We start from the raw sequence: 16,575 nt of genomic DNA on the forward strand, positions 1-16,575 counted from the left end.
GATTTATCCCGTCGGCGACTCGGGGTGTTCCGCGCGCCGTGCCGCGCACCAGGTGTCGCCGCATGGTTCACCGGCCATGTTCCAGCTCCATGACGTGGTCGGCGTGATGCGCAGGAACGTGCCCGGGCCCACCATGCCGACCCGGTCGATCGGACCATCGGCCCGCCCGTACACCCGGATACTGCGGGTAATGAACGGCTCGAACGACACCATGTCGTCGACGACCAGCGCGACCTTCGTGTTTCCGGCCAGCACGTTGCGGAACTTACGGGTATTGACGACGGCCGAACCTGTGCCTCCGACCCAGAAGTGTGTCCCGTCGAACTCGAAGGCCACCGGTACGACGTCCGGCTGCCCGTCGTCGTCGACGGTGGCGAATCTGGCGAGCGGCTGGGACCGTAGATCGGCGATCTCTTCATCAGTGAACGACACGGGTGCCTCCTGTGCGGGTGGAACCGGTGGATCCGGACGAGGATCCACCGGTCGCGGACTGTTCTCACCACCTACACGAATGGATAGCGCCCATATCGACACCCAAGCGTTGCGTGACGTGTTCGAGCCAGGGCGGCGCCCGTGCCTAGAGCTTGAAGCGGTCCATCACGACCGGTGCGGCCTCGGGCGTCCGCAGGTCGTACAGGTAGCTGACCACCTCGCCGGCACCGGTGTCCAGGATCGAGAAGACGGTGAACTCGTTGCCGGCGGCGAACGGCAGTGACGCGCCGTCGTCGTTGGTCAGCGCGTGCACGCTCGGCACCACCGGCTCCAATCCGCCCGGGTTGCCCTGCGCGGAGTAGTTGTCCGCGTTCCACGGCGCCGGCGGCACCGGCCGCGAAAGGCCGGAGAGCGGATGGTAAGCGCCGTAGGAGTTGCCGACGTTCGACGTCTCCAGGTAGTTGGTGCCGGACGGTGCGACGAAACGGTTCCACAGGTGCGAGTGACCGTTGAGGACCAAGTTCACCCCGGCCTCCTCCAACAGCGGAGCGACGTCACGGGTCAGGTAGTTGTCCTCCTTGGGGTACTCGTAGCGCACCCGTGGCTCGCCGTTCTCGCCCACCTCCTCGATCCGCACCGGATCCGTGAACGGCGGCGACATGTTGTCGCCCAGGCCGTGCGGCCCCTCATGCAGCATCACGACGGCGTACTCGGCGTCCCGGAACTCCGAGCCGGCCAGCTCCGCGCGCAGCCACTCGTACTGCTCGCTCCCGACACCGATCTCTTCGAAGATGTGCGATCCCCACCCTTGGGCCAGCGGGTCGTCGAGCGTGTGCGGCGCCTCGGTGAAGCGCGTCCTGTCCCAACTGCTCTGGTCGGCGGCGATGTTCGGACTGCGCCAGATCCGGGTGGAGTACAGGGAGATCAGCCGCACGTCGCCGACGGTGGTCGCGTAGTACCGCTCCCCGCCCGGCGACGAGTCCGGGAGCGTGAACAGTTCTTCGTAGCTGGTTGTGTTGAACGAGTTGTCGGTGATCCACTGCTCTTTCAGCCGCTCGTCACCGGTCGGGTTGATCTCGTCGGCGATCCTGGCGTATTCGGCCTCGGCCACTGCCCGCGGAACGGGCGAGTTGAACGACTCGTTGAGCGAACCACGACCGGCGCGGCCCATCACCTCGTGGTTGCCGACGGCGGGAAACAGCGGTGCGTTCTGGATGATCTCCGCACCGGCGTACTCCACGCCGTTGGCCTCGTATGACGCCCGTCCCTGCAGCGCCGGGAAGAACGCGAAGCCACGCTGGTCGTCGAACCACTCCGACGCCCGGTCAGGGACGTTCACCAGATCTCCGGCGAGGAACACCGCGTCCACCTGGCCGACGGTCTCCGCTACCTGCTGCAGGTTCGCCGGGGTGTTCGCCTTGAGCTGATGGTCGCTGGTGAGCAGGATCTTCAGGTCGTCGCCGTTCCGCGGGCTCGGCGTCAGCGTGTAGGTATCCGACGCAACCGGGCGGGTGCGCGCCAGCGAGACGACTCGGTAGGGGATGCGCACGCCCGGTTCGAGACCGGTGACCGTCGCCTCGTGCCGGTAGACGTCCCGAGGCGTGACCTCGTCGGGAGCGTCGGGGATGGCAGACGCGGCGTCCTCCGCCATCTGCGACAGTTTGGCCGTGTCGGCGGGGAACACGTCGATGCCGGAAATCCGGGCACCGCCGGCGGCGGCACGGAGCTGCCCCGAGTTCAGTTCATCGACCCTTTCGCCGACGAGCACGACGTGCGAGCGGCCCTCGAACTCGGTCATCCACGTGACGTTGACCGAGTCTTCTTCCGGCAGTTGAAGGTACGGCTCGGTCAGCAGCTCCCGCGCGGCGGAGGCGGGTACCGCTGCAGCATCAGAGCCGTCCGCCTGCCCCACCGCCGTCACGACGACGAGCGACAGCGCGGACAGGGACAGGACAAGGAGACGCGCAGCCATGAAGACACTCCTGGAGAGGATGGAAGCGACGCGGATCATCCTGCTGCTCCGCCCGTGAACTGCGCTGCCCATCGCTGGTGAACCGGGGCGAACGGCCAGGTTGCGGATGTGCGACGCCGGCACGGGCTAGCGGCCGCGGCCCGCGAACGAACCGCCGGCTGGAATGAAACGAGCCCGGCTCAACCCTCCTGGGGAGCCGGGCCCATTCACATGGTGAGGCCGCTGTCTCCCGGATCACCGGGCCGGGGAAATCACCGGTGCCGGAGCGGCCACGAACAAAGGCGCGTTATCTGGATGTGACCATACACGTGACAGGACGGCCTGTGAAGCCCTTGACTCAAGTTTTCTCAGACCACCTGGTGGAGCCACCGGACCGGCGCTCCGTCACCCGCGTACCGAAAGGGTTCGAGCTCGTCGTCCCATGGCTTGCCGACCAGCCGACGGAGCTCCTCTTCCAGCGAGATCTCGCCCTCGGTCGCCTTGACCACGGCGGCCTTGATCCGGTCCTCCGGAATCATGATGTCGCCGTGCACGCCCGTCACAGCATGGAAAATGCCCAGGCTCGGCGTATAGGCGTACCGCGCGCCTTCGTTGCCGGGGCTCGGCTCTTCGGTCACCTCGAACCGCAAGTGCAACCAACCGCGCAACGCGGACGCGATCCGCGAGCTCGTGCCGGGCTCACCCTGCCATGAGAGCTCGGCCCGGTAGGCGCCGGGCTGAGCAGGCTGCGGTGTCCATTCCAGGCTCACGCGCACACCAAGTACACCGGCGGCGGCCCATTCAACATGCGGGCACAACGCCGGCGTTGCGGCGTGGACGTACAGGACGCCACGTGTCGTCACCAGATCCTCCTGTGAGTCGAGGGACGCCTTCCCCTGCGACCTCTTCTCATCACTTTCAGGATCAAGCGACGGTCCTATTGTGCATGATCGCGTGCGAGGATGCCACGCATACCCACCGCCCGCGTGGCGTGTCGGCGCGCGCGAGACCGGCCGGGCGCACGAATCATCACCAGCCGCGCATGCACACGAGCCCGCATGGCAAGGTAGTGCGCAACACCGCGCCACACCCCAGGCGCCATCAGCCTGTACGAGGAGTGACCCTGCTCATGTCGTCCGAGAACCCGTTCCTCTCCCCCAGCGACCTGCCCTACCAGTTGCCGCCGTTCGAGCGGATCGACGAGTCGCATTACCGCCCGGCGTTTGAGCGGGGCATGGCAGAGCAGCGGGCAGAGATCGATGAGATCGTCGCGAACCCCGACGCCCCGACGTTCGAGAACACCATCGTGGCGCTGGAACGCACCGGGGAGACGTTGCGCCGGGTATCGGCGGTCTTCTTCAATCAGGCCTCGGCGGACGCGAACGACACGATCCAGGAGATCCAGGGCGAGATCGCTCCGAAATTGGCCGCGCACGAAGACGCGATCTACCTCAACGCAGAGCTCTATGCGCGAGTCAAGGCCGTCTACGACGCCGACCCCGATCTCGACCCGGAGTCGCGGCGGCTGCTGGAGCGCTATCACCTCGACTTCGTCCGTGCCGGTGCGGCCCTGCGGCCACAGCAGCAGGAGCGCCTGCGGGAGATCAACGAGGAGCTCTCGGCGCTGTCCACGACGTTTCAGAACAAGCTCCTGGCGGACACGAACGCCTCCGCCGTCGTCGTCGACGACGAGTCCCAGCTGGCCGGGCTCTCCCCGGATGCGGTCGCGGCCGCGGCCGAAGCGGCCCGGGAACGCGACCTTCCGGGCTCGTACGTGCTCACCCTGATCCTGCCCAGCAACCAACCGGTACTTTCCTCGCTGACCGACCGGCCCCTGCGGGAACGTATCCACGTGGCCTCGATCCAGCGTGGCGCGAACGCCAATGAGCACAACACGGCGGAGACCGTGGCGCGGATCGTGGCACTGCGCGCCGAGCGGGCCGCGCTGCTCGGCCATCCGCACCACGCGGCGTACGTGCTGGAAGACAGCACCGCGGGGTCTCCGGCCGCCGTGCACGAGATGCTGGACAAGCTCACCCCCGCCGCCGTCGCCAATGCGCACGCGGAGGCCGCCGCACTGCAGGAGTCGATCGGTGACGAGTTCCAGCTCGAACCCTGGGACTGGTCGTTCTACTCCGAGCGGGTCAAGCAAGCGAAGTACCAGGTGGATGCGGCGGCGCTGCGCCCGTACTTCGAACTGGAGCGTGTCCTGCACGACGGCGTCTTCTATGCCGCGAACCGCCTGTACGGCCTGAGTTTCGCCGAGCGCACGGACCTGGTCGGCTACCACCCGGAGGCCCGCGTCTTCGAGGTCACCGATGCCGACGGGTCCGGGGTGGGCCTGTTCATCGGCGACTTCTACACACGCGATTCCAAGCGCGGCGGCGCGTGGATGAACTCGTTCGTCGACCAGTCCGCGCTGCTGGACACCAAGCCGGTGGTGATCAACAACCTGAACATCAGCAGGCCACCCGCCGGCGAGCCGACACTGCTGACGTTCGACGAGGTCACCACGTTGTTCCACGAGTTCGGTCACGCATTGCACGGACTGCTGTCCGACGTGCGGTATCCGAAGTTCTCCGGTACCAGCGTTCAGCGTGACTTCGTCGAGTTCCCGTCCCAGGTGAACGAGATGTGGGCGGTGTGGCCCGAGGTGCTGGCGAATTACGCCCGGCATTACCAGACCGGTGAGCCGCTGGCGCAGGAGGTGGTCGACCGGTTGCGCGAGTCCCAGATCTGGGGTGAGGGCTTCAAGACCACCGAATACCTGGCCGCGTCGCTGCTGGATCTGGCCTGGCATGAGCTGAGCACCGAGGACGCGCGGAGCCTCTTCCCCGATGACGCCGAGACCACGCAGCGCATCACCCGCTTCGAGGCGGACGCGCTGGAGCGGGCGGGCGTCGCGGTGGCGGCAGTGCCGCCACGTTACCGGACGACGTACTTCGCGCACGTGTTCGCGGGCGGCTACAGCGCCGGCTACTACTCCTACATCTGGAGCGAGGTGCTCGACGCCGACACCGTCGATTGGTTCACCGAGAACGGCGGCCTCACCCGGGAGAACGGCGACCACTTCCGCCGTACGCTGCTCTCCCGAGGCGGCAGCATGGATGAGATGCAGGCGTTCCGCGAGTTCCGCGGCCGCGACCCGCAGATCGAGCCGCTGCTCACCCGCCGCGGCCTCGCCTCCTGACCCGCCCACGACCCTCCCCATGCCAGCTCCCCCATGATCATCAACCGTCGCTTGCCACAGCGGGATGGACGGTTGATGATCTGCGGAGCGGGCCGGGTAGGGTCGTAAAGCGTGGAGAGCCTACGGATGATCGAGCAGTGGCCCGTGGACAACGCCGCCGCGGCGGTGGTGGCCGCGGACGGCACCGTCCTCGACAGCCACGGCGACGGTGACCGGGTGTTCAAGCTGGCCTCGGTGACCAAGCTGCTGACCGCGTACGCCGCGCTGCTCGCCGTGGAGGAGGGCGTCGCCGAGCTTGACGACCCGGCGGGGCCGGAGGGCTCCACCATCCGGCATCTGCTGGCGCACACCTCCGGGTTGAACCTGAACGACCACACCACCATCGCGCCGGTCGGCAATCGTCGGGTGTACTCCAGCGCCGGTTACGAGCAGCTGGCGGACGAGCTGGCCAAGCGGTCAGGCATCGATTTCGCCGACTACGTCCGCGAGGGCCTGCTCACGCCGCTCGGCATGGCGTCGACCGTGTTCGAGGGTTCGCCGGGGCATGGCGCGTCGTCCACCGTCAACGACTTGGTCCGCTTCGCCGCGGAGCTGCAACGCCCGAGCCTGCTAGACCCGAGCACGGTGGCGACCGCCACCACGGTGGCGTTCCCCGGTCTCGCCGGGGTTCTTCCCGGCTACGGTCGCCAAGACCCGAACGATTGGGGCCTCGGCTTCGAGATCCGGGACCACAAGAGCCCGCACTGGACCGGGGCCCAGAACTCGCCGGCGACCTACGGACATTTCGGGCAGTCCGGCACGTTCCTCTGGGTAGATCCCGAGGCCCGCTCCGGCGCCGGACTCGCCTGCGTCGTACTGACCGATCGCGACTTCGGCGACTGGGCGATCGAGGCCTGGCCGCCCCTCTCCGACGCCGTCCTCACCTCCCCATGATCATGAACACTTTCCGTGCTATGTGAACGGTTTCTGTTCATCACTCTGGGCAGAGAGGGCCGACGCGAGCAGCTGCACCGGGTGCACCACCGGGAGATCCAGCTCACGGCCGATCTGCAACGCGCATCCCGGATTGGTGGTGACGACGACGTCCGCCCCGGTCGTCGCCAGCGCCTGCGCCTTGCGACGACCGAGTTCGGCGGCCGGCTCCGGCTCGACCAGGTTGTAGATCCCCGCCGAGCCGCAACACAGACCGTCGTCGACGACGGGACGCAGCTCGATGCCCGGGATCCGGCCGAGCACGGTGCGCGGCGCCGCCCGCACCCGCTGGGCGTTCGCCAGGTGACACGCGTCGTGATACGCGACCGCCAAGTCCAGCCGAGCGTAGGGACGGCGCGGCTCCAGCTCCGCCAGCACCTCGGTGACGTCCCGCACTTTCGAAGCCACCGCCGCCGCCCGCTCAGCGTAGCGCGGATCGTCGGCGAGGAGCCTGTCGTAGTCCTTCATCGCCGAACCGCACCCCGCCGCCGTGACCACGATCGCGTCCAACTCCAGCCGGGCGAAGATGTCCACGACGGCACGCGCACGGTCCAGGGCTGACGCCTCCCGGCCGCCGTGCAGCTCCAGCGCCCCGCAGCATCCCTGCGCCGAGGGAGCCAGCACCTCGCACCCCTCCGCCGCCAGCACCCGCACGGTGGCCTCATTCACGTCGCCGAAGAACACCTCCTGAACGCAGCCGGTCAGCAGACCGACCCGGAGCCGGCGCGCACCCTCGGGCGGTGTCCGGGTGGCCGTCCGCCGGGTCACAGCCGCCCAGGTGATCCGCGGCAGCACCGACTCCACCGCACGCAGCCGCGCCGGCAGGCGGTCCAGGATGCGGCTGCGACGCACCACGCGCGCGATCCCGAGCCGCTGATACACCCAGCCCACCAGTGCGGCCGCACGCAGTCGGCGGCGCCCCGGGAACGCGCGGAAGATCATCGAGCGGAACGCGCGATCCCGCCAGGGCCGGCGGTAGTCCCGCTCGATGGTGGCCCGCGCCGACTCGATGAGCTGGTCGTATTTGACACCGGACGGGCATGCCGGCACGCACGCCATGCAGCCGAGGCAGGCATCGAGGTGGCCGACCCAGGTGGCGTCGATCGGCGAGCTGCCCTCGACGGCCGTCTTCATCAGGTGGATCCGCCCGCGTGGCGAGTCCATCTCCTCGCCCCACAGGTTGTACGTGGGGCAGGCCGGCAGGCAGAACCCGCAGTGCACGCAATCGTCGATCAGTTCTCGGTCCACCTGTCGACGCCTCCCGTTCCGGTGTCCTCGATGCCGGTGTTCCTAGATGCCGCCGGCAAACCGGCCCGGCGCGAACCGCCCGTCCGGATCCAGCGACCGCTTGACCGCACGTGACAGGCCCAGCAGCGGTGCGCTGCCGAGCTGGTCCCATGGATCGACGTGGTCGTCGAGGCCGACGGGGCGGTCGCGGACGGTGACCGTGCCACCCACGGCACCGATCCGCTCGCGCCATGCACGCACGATGGCCGCGTGCGACGCCACGTCCCCGCCGGAGAGAACGGCGTCATGCAATCCGAGCCCGGCATGGCTGTGGATACTCACCTCCGGCGCACCATCCGCTGCCGTCTGTACGGCACCGCGCAGCGCTGCATCACCCAGGGCGGCGTCCAACGCGCTGACCGCATCCGCGAGTTGACTCGGCAGCGTCGCGGCGCGTGCCACGGTGCAGCCGGGCCCTTTCCCTGCGTGCGCCTCGCGCCAGGCGTCCCATACCTCGCCATCGCCGTCGTCGTCGACGGGCTCCGCGCTCAGGTCGTGCCGGGCGACAAGCTCAGCCAGCTGATCGACCCGCCGGCTCAACCCGGCCGCTCGGCCCTCGAGCGCGACGAGAAGCGCCCCACTCCCATGATCATGAACACTTACCGTTCTATGTGCACGGTTAGTGTTCATGATCACGGAGCCGGACCATTCGATGGCCGCGCATTCCACCGGGCTGGCGAGTAGATCGACGACGAACGACGACGCGCGCGCCGCCGACGCGGGGATGAGCAGTGTCCGAGTCGCCTCCGGCAACGGATGCAGCCGGAGGGTCAGCTCCGTCACCAAGCCGAGGGTGCCGAGTGAGCCGCACCATAGCTTGCCCAGGTCGTAGCCGGCCACGTTCTTGATCACGGTACCGCCGCTGCGGCTGACCGTCCCGTCGGCGAGCACGACCGTCGTCCCGATCACCAGGTCCCGGATGCCGCCGTAGGAGAACCGTCGCGGCCCGGCGTCGTTGGCGACGTAGACGCCGCCCACCGTCACGTCGGCGGCGCCCGGAACCCACCGGCGCATCGGCGGGTCGACGGCGAGCTGCTGCCCCGCGTCCGCCAGCTGCTTTCGCAGCCGCGGGAGGGGCATCCCCGCCTGCACGATCGCCGTCATATCCCCCGGCTCATGGTGGATCAACCGGTTCAGGCTGCGGGTATCGATGACGTCCCACGGGCGCGCGGGCGACGATGCGCCGGCTTGTCCACGCCAAGGGAGGTTTCCCCAGGCCAGCTTGGTGCCGCCGCCGTGTATCAGGAGGTTACGACCCGACTCCCGGGCCGCCAGCACTGCGGTGCGGGCCTCCGCCAGCTCGGTCGGACGGTGCACCGCGGCCAAGTCGATGAGCCCAATGCGTTCCACCGGGTGCTCGTCCGTCGGGTGCTCGTCCGTCGTCGTCATCGACGGCTGAGCCGGCAGCTCCGTCGACATGGCAGTTCACATCCGCTCGATGACGCCGGCGGCCTCGAGCGGATGCGGCCGGTACGGGCCGGGTCGCTCACCGCACAGGCGCGGAGTCGGCAACACCTTGTCCGGGTTGCAGCGGCCGTCGGGGTCGAACGCGGCGCGGACCCGGTCCATGACGGCCAGGTCGTCTTCGCCGAACATCTTCGGCATCGAGCAGGCCTTGTCGGCACCGATGCCGTGTTCGCCGGACAGCGACCCGCCGAAGGAGACGCACAGCTCCGCGATCCGGGTGGAGAGCGACTCGGCGCGCTCGGACTCCCCCGGCCGGGTGCTGTCGAAGAGCACGAGCGGGTGCAGGTTGCCGTCGCCGGCATGGAAGACGTTGGCCACCCGCAGGTCTGCCTCGGCGGCCATCTCGGCGATCCGGGCCAGGCACTCCCCCAGGCGGGTGCGCGGGATGACGCCGTCCTGCACGAGGTAGTCCGGCGCCAGCCGGCCCATCGCCGCGAACGCCGCTTTGCGCCCGCGCCAGATGCGCGCCCGCTCGTCCGCGTCGTCGGCGATGCGGATGTTCGACGAGCCTGCTTCCTGACACAGCGCCACCACCTCGGCGAACGCCGCGTCGCATTCCGCGTCCGGGCCGTCCAGCTCGACGATCAGCGCCGCGCCGGCGTCGAGGGTGAACCCGGCCGCGGCGTCCTCTTCGGATGCCCGGATGGCGAGGTTGTCCATCATCTCGACGGCGGCGGGCACGATCCCGGCGGCGATGATCGCGCTGACCGCGTCCCCGGCCGACGCGGGCGAGTCGAAATCAGCCACCAGGGTGTGCACCGACTCCGGGCGCCGCAGTAGCCGCAACGTCACCTTGGTGACCACGCCCAGGGTCCCCTCCGACCCGATCAGCAGCCCGCGCAGGTCATACCCGGGCGGGTCGAGCGTCGTCGCTCCCACCTCGACCAGCTCGCCGCTGGGCAGCACCAGCTCGCAGCCGAGCACGTGGTTGGTGGTGAAGCCGTACTTCAGGCAGTGTGCGCCGCCGGAGTTCTCCGCGACGTTGCCGCCGATGGAGCAGACGATCTGGCTCGACGGATCCGGCGCGTAGTAGAGATTGTGCTCGGCGACGGCTCGGCTGACGGCGGCGTTCGTGACGCCAGGCTCGACGGTGATCCGCTGGTTGGCCACATCCACGTCGAGGATCCGGCGCATCCGGGACAGGCCGATCAGCACGCCGTCGGGATGGGGCAGTGCGCCGCCGGACAGTCCGGTGCCCGCTCCGCGCGGTACCAGCGGGATTCCGCGCTCCGCGCAGGCCCGCACCACCTGGACGACCTCGTCGGTGCTGGCCGGCAACGCGACCATTGCCGGCACGCTGCGGTAGGCGGCCAGGCCGTCCGACTCGTACGTGCGTCGTCGGGAAAGTTCGGTGATCAGGCCGTCGTCGCCGAGAACGGGGCGGAGTTCCGCCGCGAGCGCGGCGATATCCGGCGGCAGCGCATCGGGCGGTGGCGCACCGTCGCCCCGCGGCCCGTCGCCTCCGCGCCAGGCTCGCCCACGTCCGGCGCCGTCGCGGCGGTTGCGTCGTCGCAGTTCCGGCATCGCGGCACCCACTCCCGGGTCGCTTCGATGACAGCCATGGTAACGACGCCACCCTACCCCCACGTCACGCCCGTCCCCGCGAGTCCTAAATGATCATGTGAAGTGGGTTTTCTCGTGCCCTACCATGCCTGCAGACATGGGGGTGCGCGAGAAAACCCACTTCACCTGATCATTTTCGGGGTGGGCAGCCGGGGGGGTGGGTGAGGTCGAAGGTGTAGCGGGAGGCGCGGTAGATGTGGGATCCGTACTCGATGGCGCGGCCGGCGTCATCGTAGGCGATCCGGTTCATCGTCAGCAGCGGCGCGCCCGCCTTCTCGTCCAGCAGCCGGGCCTCCGCCGCGCGCGCCGCTCGCCCGCCGATCGACTGCGTGGCGATCTTCAGGCTGATGCCCGCGGCGCGGATCAGGTCGTACAGCCCCTGCTCCGCCAGCGCCTCACGGCTGAGCGGCAGCTGTTCGCGCGGGATGTAATTGTGCATGATCGACAGCGGCTCGTCGCCGGTGTAGCGCAGCCGCTCGATCACGTAGACCTCGCTGTCGGTCGGCACACCGAGCTTCTCCGCCACGTTCTCCGACGGGGCCTCGATATCGAACCTGAGCACCTCGGTCCGCGGCTCCCGCCCAGAGGCGCGTAGGTCGTCGAAGAGGCTGGACAACTCCACCGGACGCCGCACCTTGGGTTGGACCACTTGTGTCCCGACGCCACGCTTGCGCACCAGCAGTCCGCGATCGACCAGATACTCGATCGCCCGGCGCATGGTCGGCCGCGACAGTCCAAGCTGATCGGCAAGCAGGATCTCGTTGTCCAACCGGGTTCCCGGCGGGTAGACGCCCGTCTCGATCAGCTGCTCAAGATGCTGCGCGACCTGGAAGTACAGCGGCACCGGGCTGGTGCGGTCGACCACCAACTGCGGGATGCTCTCGGCCATCCGGTCACCTCGTCTCCCGTGGATACAGACATCAGTATGTTAGAACATCGAGGTCAACGCAGCCCCGCGCACCGCAGTGCAGCGCGCGGGTCACAATTCGACCAACCTTGTGCATTGGTCTAGCCAAGGTTAAGAGATCGTGACAACCTGACAGCAGCCGATACCCACCCCGGTGCCGGGACGTACCGTCGACCGGGCATGCACGTCGCTGGAGGTTCGATGACGAGCCCACATGTCTGCCTGACCGGCCATGATGCCGACGATCAGTGTTCTGCCGCCGTTGCCGTGCCGGCTACCTGACGCCCACTGAAACGGCCTATACGTCATGACATCCTCACACGCGACACCCGCAGGTATCCATCAATACGTATGAACCCAACGACTCTCAACGGCAGTTGGAGGACGGATGAAGACCCACGTCAGGCGCGGTAGCATCGCCGCGGCCCTACTCATTCCCGCACTCGTCCTGGCCGCATGTGGCGGCGATGACGACGACTCGCCGGACAACGGCAACGGCGAGGGCCAACAAGATGGCGACGGCGGTCAGATCACCCTGACCCTGTCCGAGAACGCCATCCGCGGCGGCAAGAACACCGAAGCCGCCGAGTTCATCGAGGATTGGCTCATCCCCGAGTTCGAGGCGATGAAAGCCGAAGAAGGTGTCGATGTCACCGTCAACTTCGAGGGCGCCGGCTCCGACGACGAGGATTACAAGACCGCGATGGCCCTCGACCTGTCCACCGGCGAGGGCGCCGACGTGCTCAGCCTGGACGGCATCTGGGTCGGCGAGTTCGCCCAGGCCGGCTACATCGCACCGCTGGAGGAGGTCCACCCGGACGCGACCTCGTGGGACGGCTGGGAACAGATCCCCGAGGCCGTCCAGCAGAACATGACGTTCGACGGCCAGCTCTACGGCATCCCCGGCGGCACCGACGGCCGCGTCATCTACTACAACAAGGAACTCTTCGCCGAAGCGGGCCTTCCGGAGGAATGGCAGCCCACCAGCTGGGAGGAGATCCTCGAGGCCGCCCGCGCGCTCAAGGAGATCGACGGCGTGATCCCCATCCAGCTCAACGGCGGCGTCAACATGGGCGAGGCCACCACCATGCAGGGATTCCTTCCGCTGCTGGTCGGCACCGGCGCGAACATCTGGCAGGACGACATGTGGCTCGGCGGTTCGGAGCAGGTCCAGCAGGTGCTGGATCTCTACGCCACCATCTACGGCGAGGAAGAACTCGGCGATCCGCTCCTCCAGCAGGAGGCAGCGGGCCGGGACAACTCGTTCCTCCAGTTCTCCGAGGGCAGCATCGGCATGCTCCTCGAGGGCGACTACTTCTGGCGCTCGGTGATCAACCCGACGTCTGATCTCGCTCCGATGGAGAACCGCGACGAGGTGGTCGGCTGGGCCATGATCCCGGCGATGGAGCCTGGAGCCGGCATCAACGGCCAGGACTTCGTCAGCATGTCCGGCGGCGGTGGCCACGTGCTCAACCCGAACACCGAGCACCCGGAGCACGCCTGGGATCTGATGGCCTTCATGGAGTCGCCGGAGGCCCTGATGGAGCGCCACGCCGACGACCCGCGGATCACCGCACGCACGGACGTCAACGACGAGATCATCACCGACGAGATGATCCGGTTCATCGCCGACGAGGTGCTGCCGATCACCGCCTACCGGCCCGGCCTGGAGGCGTACCCGCAGGTGTCGATCGCGCTGCAGGAGGCCACCGAGGCCGTCGTCACCGGGATGTCCCCGGCCGACGCTGCGGCCCAGTACCAGTCCACGCTCGAAGGGATCGTCGGTGCCGAGAACATCGCCGACTGATCCATCCGCTCTGGGGCCTCTCGACGACGAGAGGCCCCAGCGGCCTGTCCGGCGCCCGGACGACGTGGACGCCGCCGGACTCGGGCGCGCCCGAGCGTCGGCGTTCGTGGCGCCGGCGCTGGTCCTGATCGGCGTGTTCCTGGTCTTCCCCGCGCTCTGGACGCTCTACCTGGGCGTCACGAACTGGCGGCTGACCGGTCTCGCCGCCGCCGAACCCGAGTTCGTCGGCCTGGACAACTACGTCGACGCGCTCAGCGACGACCGGTTCCTCGGTTCGCTGTACCGGACGTTCGTCTTCGTCATCGGATCGGCCATCGCCGGGCAGATGGTGCTCGGCTTCATCATCGCCTGGCTGATGCGCAACACCACCAAGCTGATCCGCGGCCTGGTGGAGACCCTGGTCCTCATCGCGTGGATCCTGCCGGCCTCGGTGATCGCGTGGCTGTGGCTGGTACTGCTCGATCGGCGCAGCGGCACGCTGAACGCGATCCTCGGGACCGAGGACACCGCCTGGCTGCTCGAGTACCCGATGCAATCGATCATCGCGTTCAACATCTTCAACGGCACCGCGTTCTCGATGCTGCTGTTCAGCTCCGCGCTCGCGTCGATCCCGCCGTCGCAGATCGAGACGGCGAAGATGTCCGGGGCGCGCACCTGGGCGACCCTGCGCGACGTCGTCTTCCCGAACATCCGGGGCCACATCCTGACGGTGTTGCTGCTGGTCACTCTCTGGACGTTCAACGTGTTCGCGCCGTTCCTGCTCACCGGTGGCGGGCCCGGTCAAGAGACCGAGATCTTCCCGGTGCTCATCTACCGGCTCGCGCTGCAGACCGGCGAGCTGGGCAAGGGTGCCGCGTTCTCGCTGATCATGATCATCATCAACCTCGCCATCGCGCTGATCTACCTGCGTGTACTCCGGGAGCGACGTCAATCATGACCACCACCGTGGAGCCACCCGCCGCGCCACCGACCACCGGCCGAGGCGCGAACGGTGCGTTCGTCCGTGCCGCCCTGGGCCGGATCGGGCGCTACGTGTTCATCAGCTTCGTCATCGCGTTCTTCGCCCTCCCGGTGCTCTGGCTGGTCAGCGCGCCGTTCGACCGGGCTCCGGCGCTGCGGCTGTCGGTGCCGGAGTTCACGCTGCGCAACTTCGAGGTCCTGCTGGACAACCCCTACGCGCTGCGCTCGCTGGGGAACTCGGTGATCATCTCGCTGGCCACCATGGCGATCGTCCTGGTGCTGGCGGCGCTGGCGTCGTACGCGCTGTCCCGGGTCCGCATTCCGGGCCGGGACGTGCTGCTCTACTCGCTGCTGCTGCTGTCCTCGATCGTCACCGGCACGGCCGCGATGGTGCCGACGTTCGTGCTGATCACCGAGCTCAAGCTGATCGACACCCACCTGGCGGTGGTGCTGGTGATGGCCGGCGGGCTGCTGCCGGCGGCGATCTTCATCCTCAAGGACTTCATGGACAACACGCCCAAGTCCTACGAGGAGTCCGCCCGGGTGTACGGCGCGTCGTCGCTGCAGGTGTTGCGGCACGTCGTCGTCCCGATCGCGCGGCCCGGGCTGGCGACGATCGCGGTGTGGGGCGTCGTTCAGGTGTGGGGCAACTTCCTGGTGCCGTTCATCCTGCTGCGCTCCCCGGACAACTTCCCGGCCGCGGTGGTCATGTTCACCTTCTACACCGAGGGCGGGCAACCGAACCTGGCGCTGATCTCCGCGTTCTCCCTGTTGTTCTCCATCCCCGTCGTGCTGCTGTATCTGTTCGTGAACCGGCGCTACGGGTTCCGCTTCTATGGAGGTATCAAGAGCTGATGGCAGCGATCATCACGTCCAAGCTGGTCAAGGAGTTCGCCGGCGGCGTCCGCGCGGTCGACGGCCTGGACCTCACCATCGAAGACGGTGAATTCTTCGCGCTGCTCGGGCCCTCCGGATGCGGAAAGACGACGCTGCTGCGGACGATCGCCGGGCTGGAAGCGGCCACCGAGGGGCAACTGTTCATCGGCGACCGCGACGTCACCACTCTTCCACCCGGGGACCGCAACATCGCGATGGTCTTCCAGGACTACGCGCTGTTCCCGCACATGTCCGTGGCGGACAACATCGCTTACCCGCTGAAGATTCAGAAGGTGCCGAAGGGTTCGCGGCTGCAGACCGCGCAGGAGACCGCCGACGGACTGGCGCTGCAAGGCCTGCTCGACCGGCGCCCGGGACAACTCTCGGGCGGCCAGCAGCAGCGCGTTGCGCTCGCCCGCGCCGTGGCGAGCAACCCGCAGGTCTTCCTGTTCGACGAGCCGCTGTCCAACCTGGACGCCCGGCTACGGCTGGAGGCGCGCACGTTCCTGAAGCGGCTGCAGCACGAACTCGGCGTCACGACGGTCTTCGTCACCCACGACCAGGCCGAGGCGCTCGCGCTCGCCGACCGCATCGCCATCATGAAGGCCGGCCAGATCCAGCAGATCGGCAGCCCTCGCGAGGTGTTCGCGCAGCCGTCCAACACGTTCGTCGCCGGATTCGTCGGGTCGACGCCGATGAACCTGCACGCGGCGAAGGTCGCCGACGGACGGGTACGGGTGGCCGGAGCCTTGGTGCCGGTACCGGCGACGGCCGAGGGCGTCGTGGCCGACGGCGACGAGGTCATCTGGGGTGCCCGGCCGGAGTACCTGCAGTGGTCGCCGACGTCTGCCGACGACGCGATCGAGGGCACGGTGACGATCGCGGAGAATCTGGGCGCGTCCGCGCTGCTCACCGTCGAAGCCGACGAGACGCTCATCCAGGTGATCGTCGACGAGGACGACGAGCCGGCGGTGGGCACCAAGGGATGGGTCGTTGCGCGGCGAGACCGCACGCTTCTGTTCGACGCGACGTCCGAGCAGCTGATCAGCTCAGACGCTCGCCAGCCGGACCACCTCGCCGCCTCGTGACAGCCCATGTACGAACGTCGCCGTGGATTACTGGGGTTCTGGCCCCAGTAATCCACGGCAATCATGGAGACGGCG

13 protein-coding genes are annotated in these 16,575 nt (G+C 68.2%); 6 read left to right on the forward strand and 7 right to left on the reverse strand.

The window, feature by feature from the left end; translation table 11 throughout:
- Positions 1-3 precede the first annotated feature (3 nt).
- The 3 genes from G1H10_RS24860 to G1H10_RS24870 form a co-directional block, all read right to left on the reverse strand.
- Positions 4-432, reverse strand: a complete 429-nt coding sequence (locus G1H10_RS24860; protein ID WP_163743052.1) for a PPOX class F420-dependent oxidoreductase — start codon at positions 430-432, stop codon at positions 4-6.
- A 145-nt stretch (positions 433-577) separates the two neighbouring features.
- Entirely contained in the window at positions 578-2,404 is a 1,827-nt protein-coding gene (locus G1H10_RS24865) for a metallophosphoesterase family protein (RefSeq protein ID WP_163743054.1), read from the reverse strand.
- Between the two features lie 347 nt (positions 2,405-2,751).
- Positions 2,752-3,246, reverse strand: coding sequence for a DUF3145 domain-containing protein (locus G1H10_RS24870; RefSeq protein ID WP_163743055.1), 495 nt, complete (start codon positions 3,244-3,246; stop codon positions 2,752-2,754).
- 266 nt (positions 3,247-3,512) lie between these two features.
- On the opposite strand from G1H10_RS24870, the gene G1H10_RS24875 reads away from it, so the two are divergent.
- Both G1H10_RS24875 and G1H10_RS24880 read left to right on the forward strand, forming a co-directional pair.
- Complete coding sequence (locus G1H10_RS24875; protein ID WP_163743057.1) at positions 3,513-5,573, forward strand: M3 family metallopeptidase; 2,061 nt, start codon at positions 3,513-3,515, stop codon at positions 5,571-5,573.
- Between the two features lie 111 nt (positions 5,574-5,684).
- A complete protein-coding gene (locus G1H10_RS24880; RefSeq protein WP_163743059.1) occupies positions 5,685-6,506 on the forward strand; it encodes a serine hydrolase domain-containing protein in 822 nt (273 codons plus the stop codon).
- 18 nt (positions 6,507-6,524) lie between these two features.
- Here the strand turns inward: G1H10_RS24880 and G1H10_RS24885 are convergent, their stop codons facing one another.
- From G1H10_RS24885 to G1H10_RS24900, 4 genes are all read right to left on the reverse strand, one after another.
- Positions 6,525-7,793, reverse strand: coding sequence for a (Fe-S)-binding protein (locus tag G1H10_RS24885; RefSeq protein ID WP_216853633.1), 1,269 nt, complete (start codon positions 7,791-7,793; stop codon positions 6,525-6,527).
- A gap of 42 nt (positions 7,794-7,835) precedes the next feature.
- The gene (locus G1H10_RS24890) at positions 7,836-9,251 is read right to left on the reverse strand and encodes an FAD-binding oxidoreductase (RefSeq protein WP_163743061.1); all 1,416 of its coding nucleotides are present in this window, start codon (positions 9,249-9,251) and stop codon (positions 7,836-7,838) included.
- A 6-nt stretch (positions 9,252-9,257) separates the two neighbouring features.
- Positions 9,258-10,823 (reverse strand): FAD-linked oxidase C-terminal domain-containing protein, encoded by a 1,566-nt coding sequence (locus G1H10_RS24895; protein ID WP_163743063.1) that lies wholly within the window; start codon positions 10,821-10,823, stop codon positions 9,258-9,260.
- Positions 10,824-10,992: 169 nt separating this feature from the next.
- Positions 10,993-11,751 carry a GntR family transcriptional regulator gene (locus G1H10_RS24900; protein WP_163743065.1) on the reverse strand — a complete coding sequence of 253 codons (759 nt, stop codon included), beginning with the start codon at positions 11,749-11,751 and terminating at the stop codon, positions 10,993-10,995.
- Between the two features lie 406 nt (positions 11,752-12,157).
- Here G1H10_RS24900 and G1H10_RS24905 point away from each other — a divergent pair, with 406 nt between their 5' ends.
- Genes G1H10_RS24905 through G1H10_RS24920 form a run of 4 tightly spaced genes read left to right on the forward strand, consistent with a single transcriptional unit; the run spans position 12,158 to position 16,500 of the window.
- Positions 12,158-13,576 (forward strand): extracellular solute-binding protein, encoded by a 1,419-nt coding sequence (locus G1H10_RS24905; protein WP_163743067.1) that lies wholly within the window; start codon positions 12,158-12,160, stop codon positions 13,574-13,576.
- Positions 13,554-14,513 (forward strand): carbohydrate ABC transporter permease, encoded by a 960-nt coding sequence (locus tag G1H10_RS34760; protein WP_216853634.1) that lies wholly within the window; start codon positions 13,554-13,556, stop codon positions 14,511-14,513. Before G1H10_RS24905 ends, G1H10_RS34760 begins: the two co-directional genes overlap by 23 nt.
- Complete coding sequence (locus G1H10_RS24915) at positions 14,510-15,391, forward strand: carbohydrate ABC transporter permease (RefSeq protein WP_163743069.1); 882 nt, start codon at positions 14,510-14,512, stop codon at positions 15,389-15,391. The genes G1H10_RS34760 and G1H10_RS24915 overlap by 4 nt, the downstream gene beginning before the upstream one ends.
- On the forward strand, positions 15,391-16,500 hold the full coding sequence (locus G1H10_RS24920) for an ABC transporter ATP-binding protein (protein WP_163743071.1): 1,110 nt from the start codon (positions 15,391-15,393) through the stop codon (positions 16,498-16,500). Before G1H10_RS24915 ends, G1H10_RS24920 begins: the two co-directional genes overlap by 1 nt.
- The last annotated feature ends 75 nt before the right edge of the window (positions 16,501-16,575 follow it).

The organism is Phytoactinopolyspora halotolerans (assembly GCF_010550675.1).
Taxonomy (GTDB): Bacteria; Actinomycetota; Actinomycetes; order Jiangellales; family Jiangellaceae; genus Phytoactinopolyspora; species Phytoactinopolyspora halotolerans.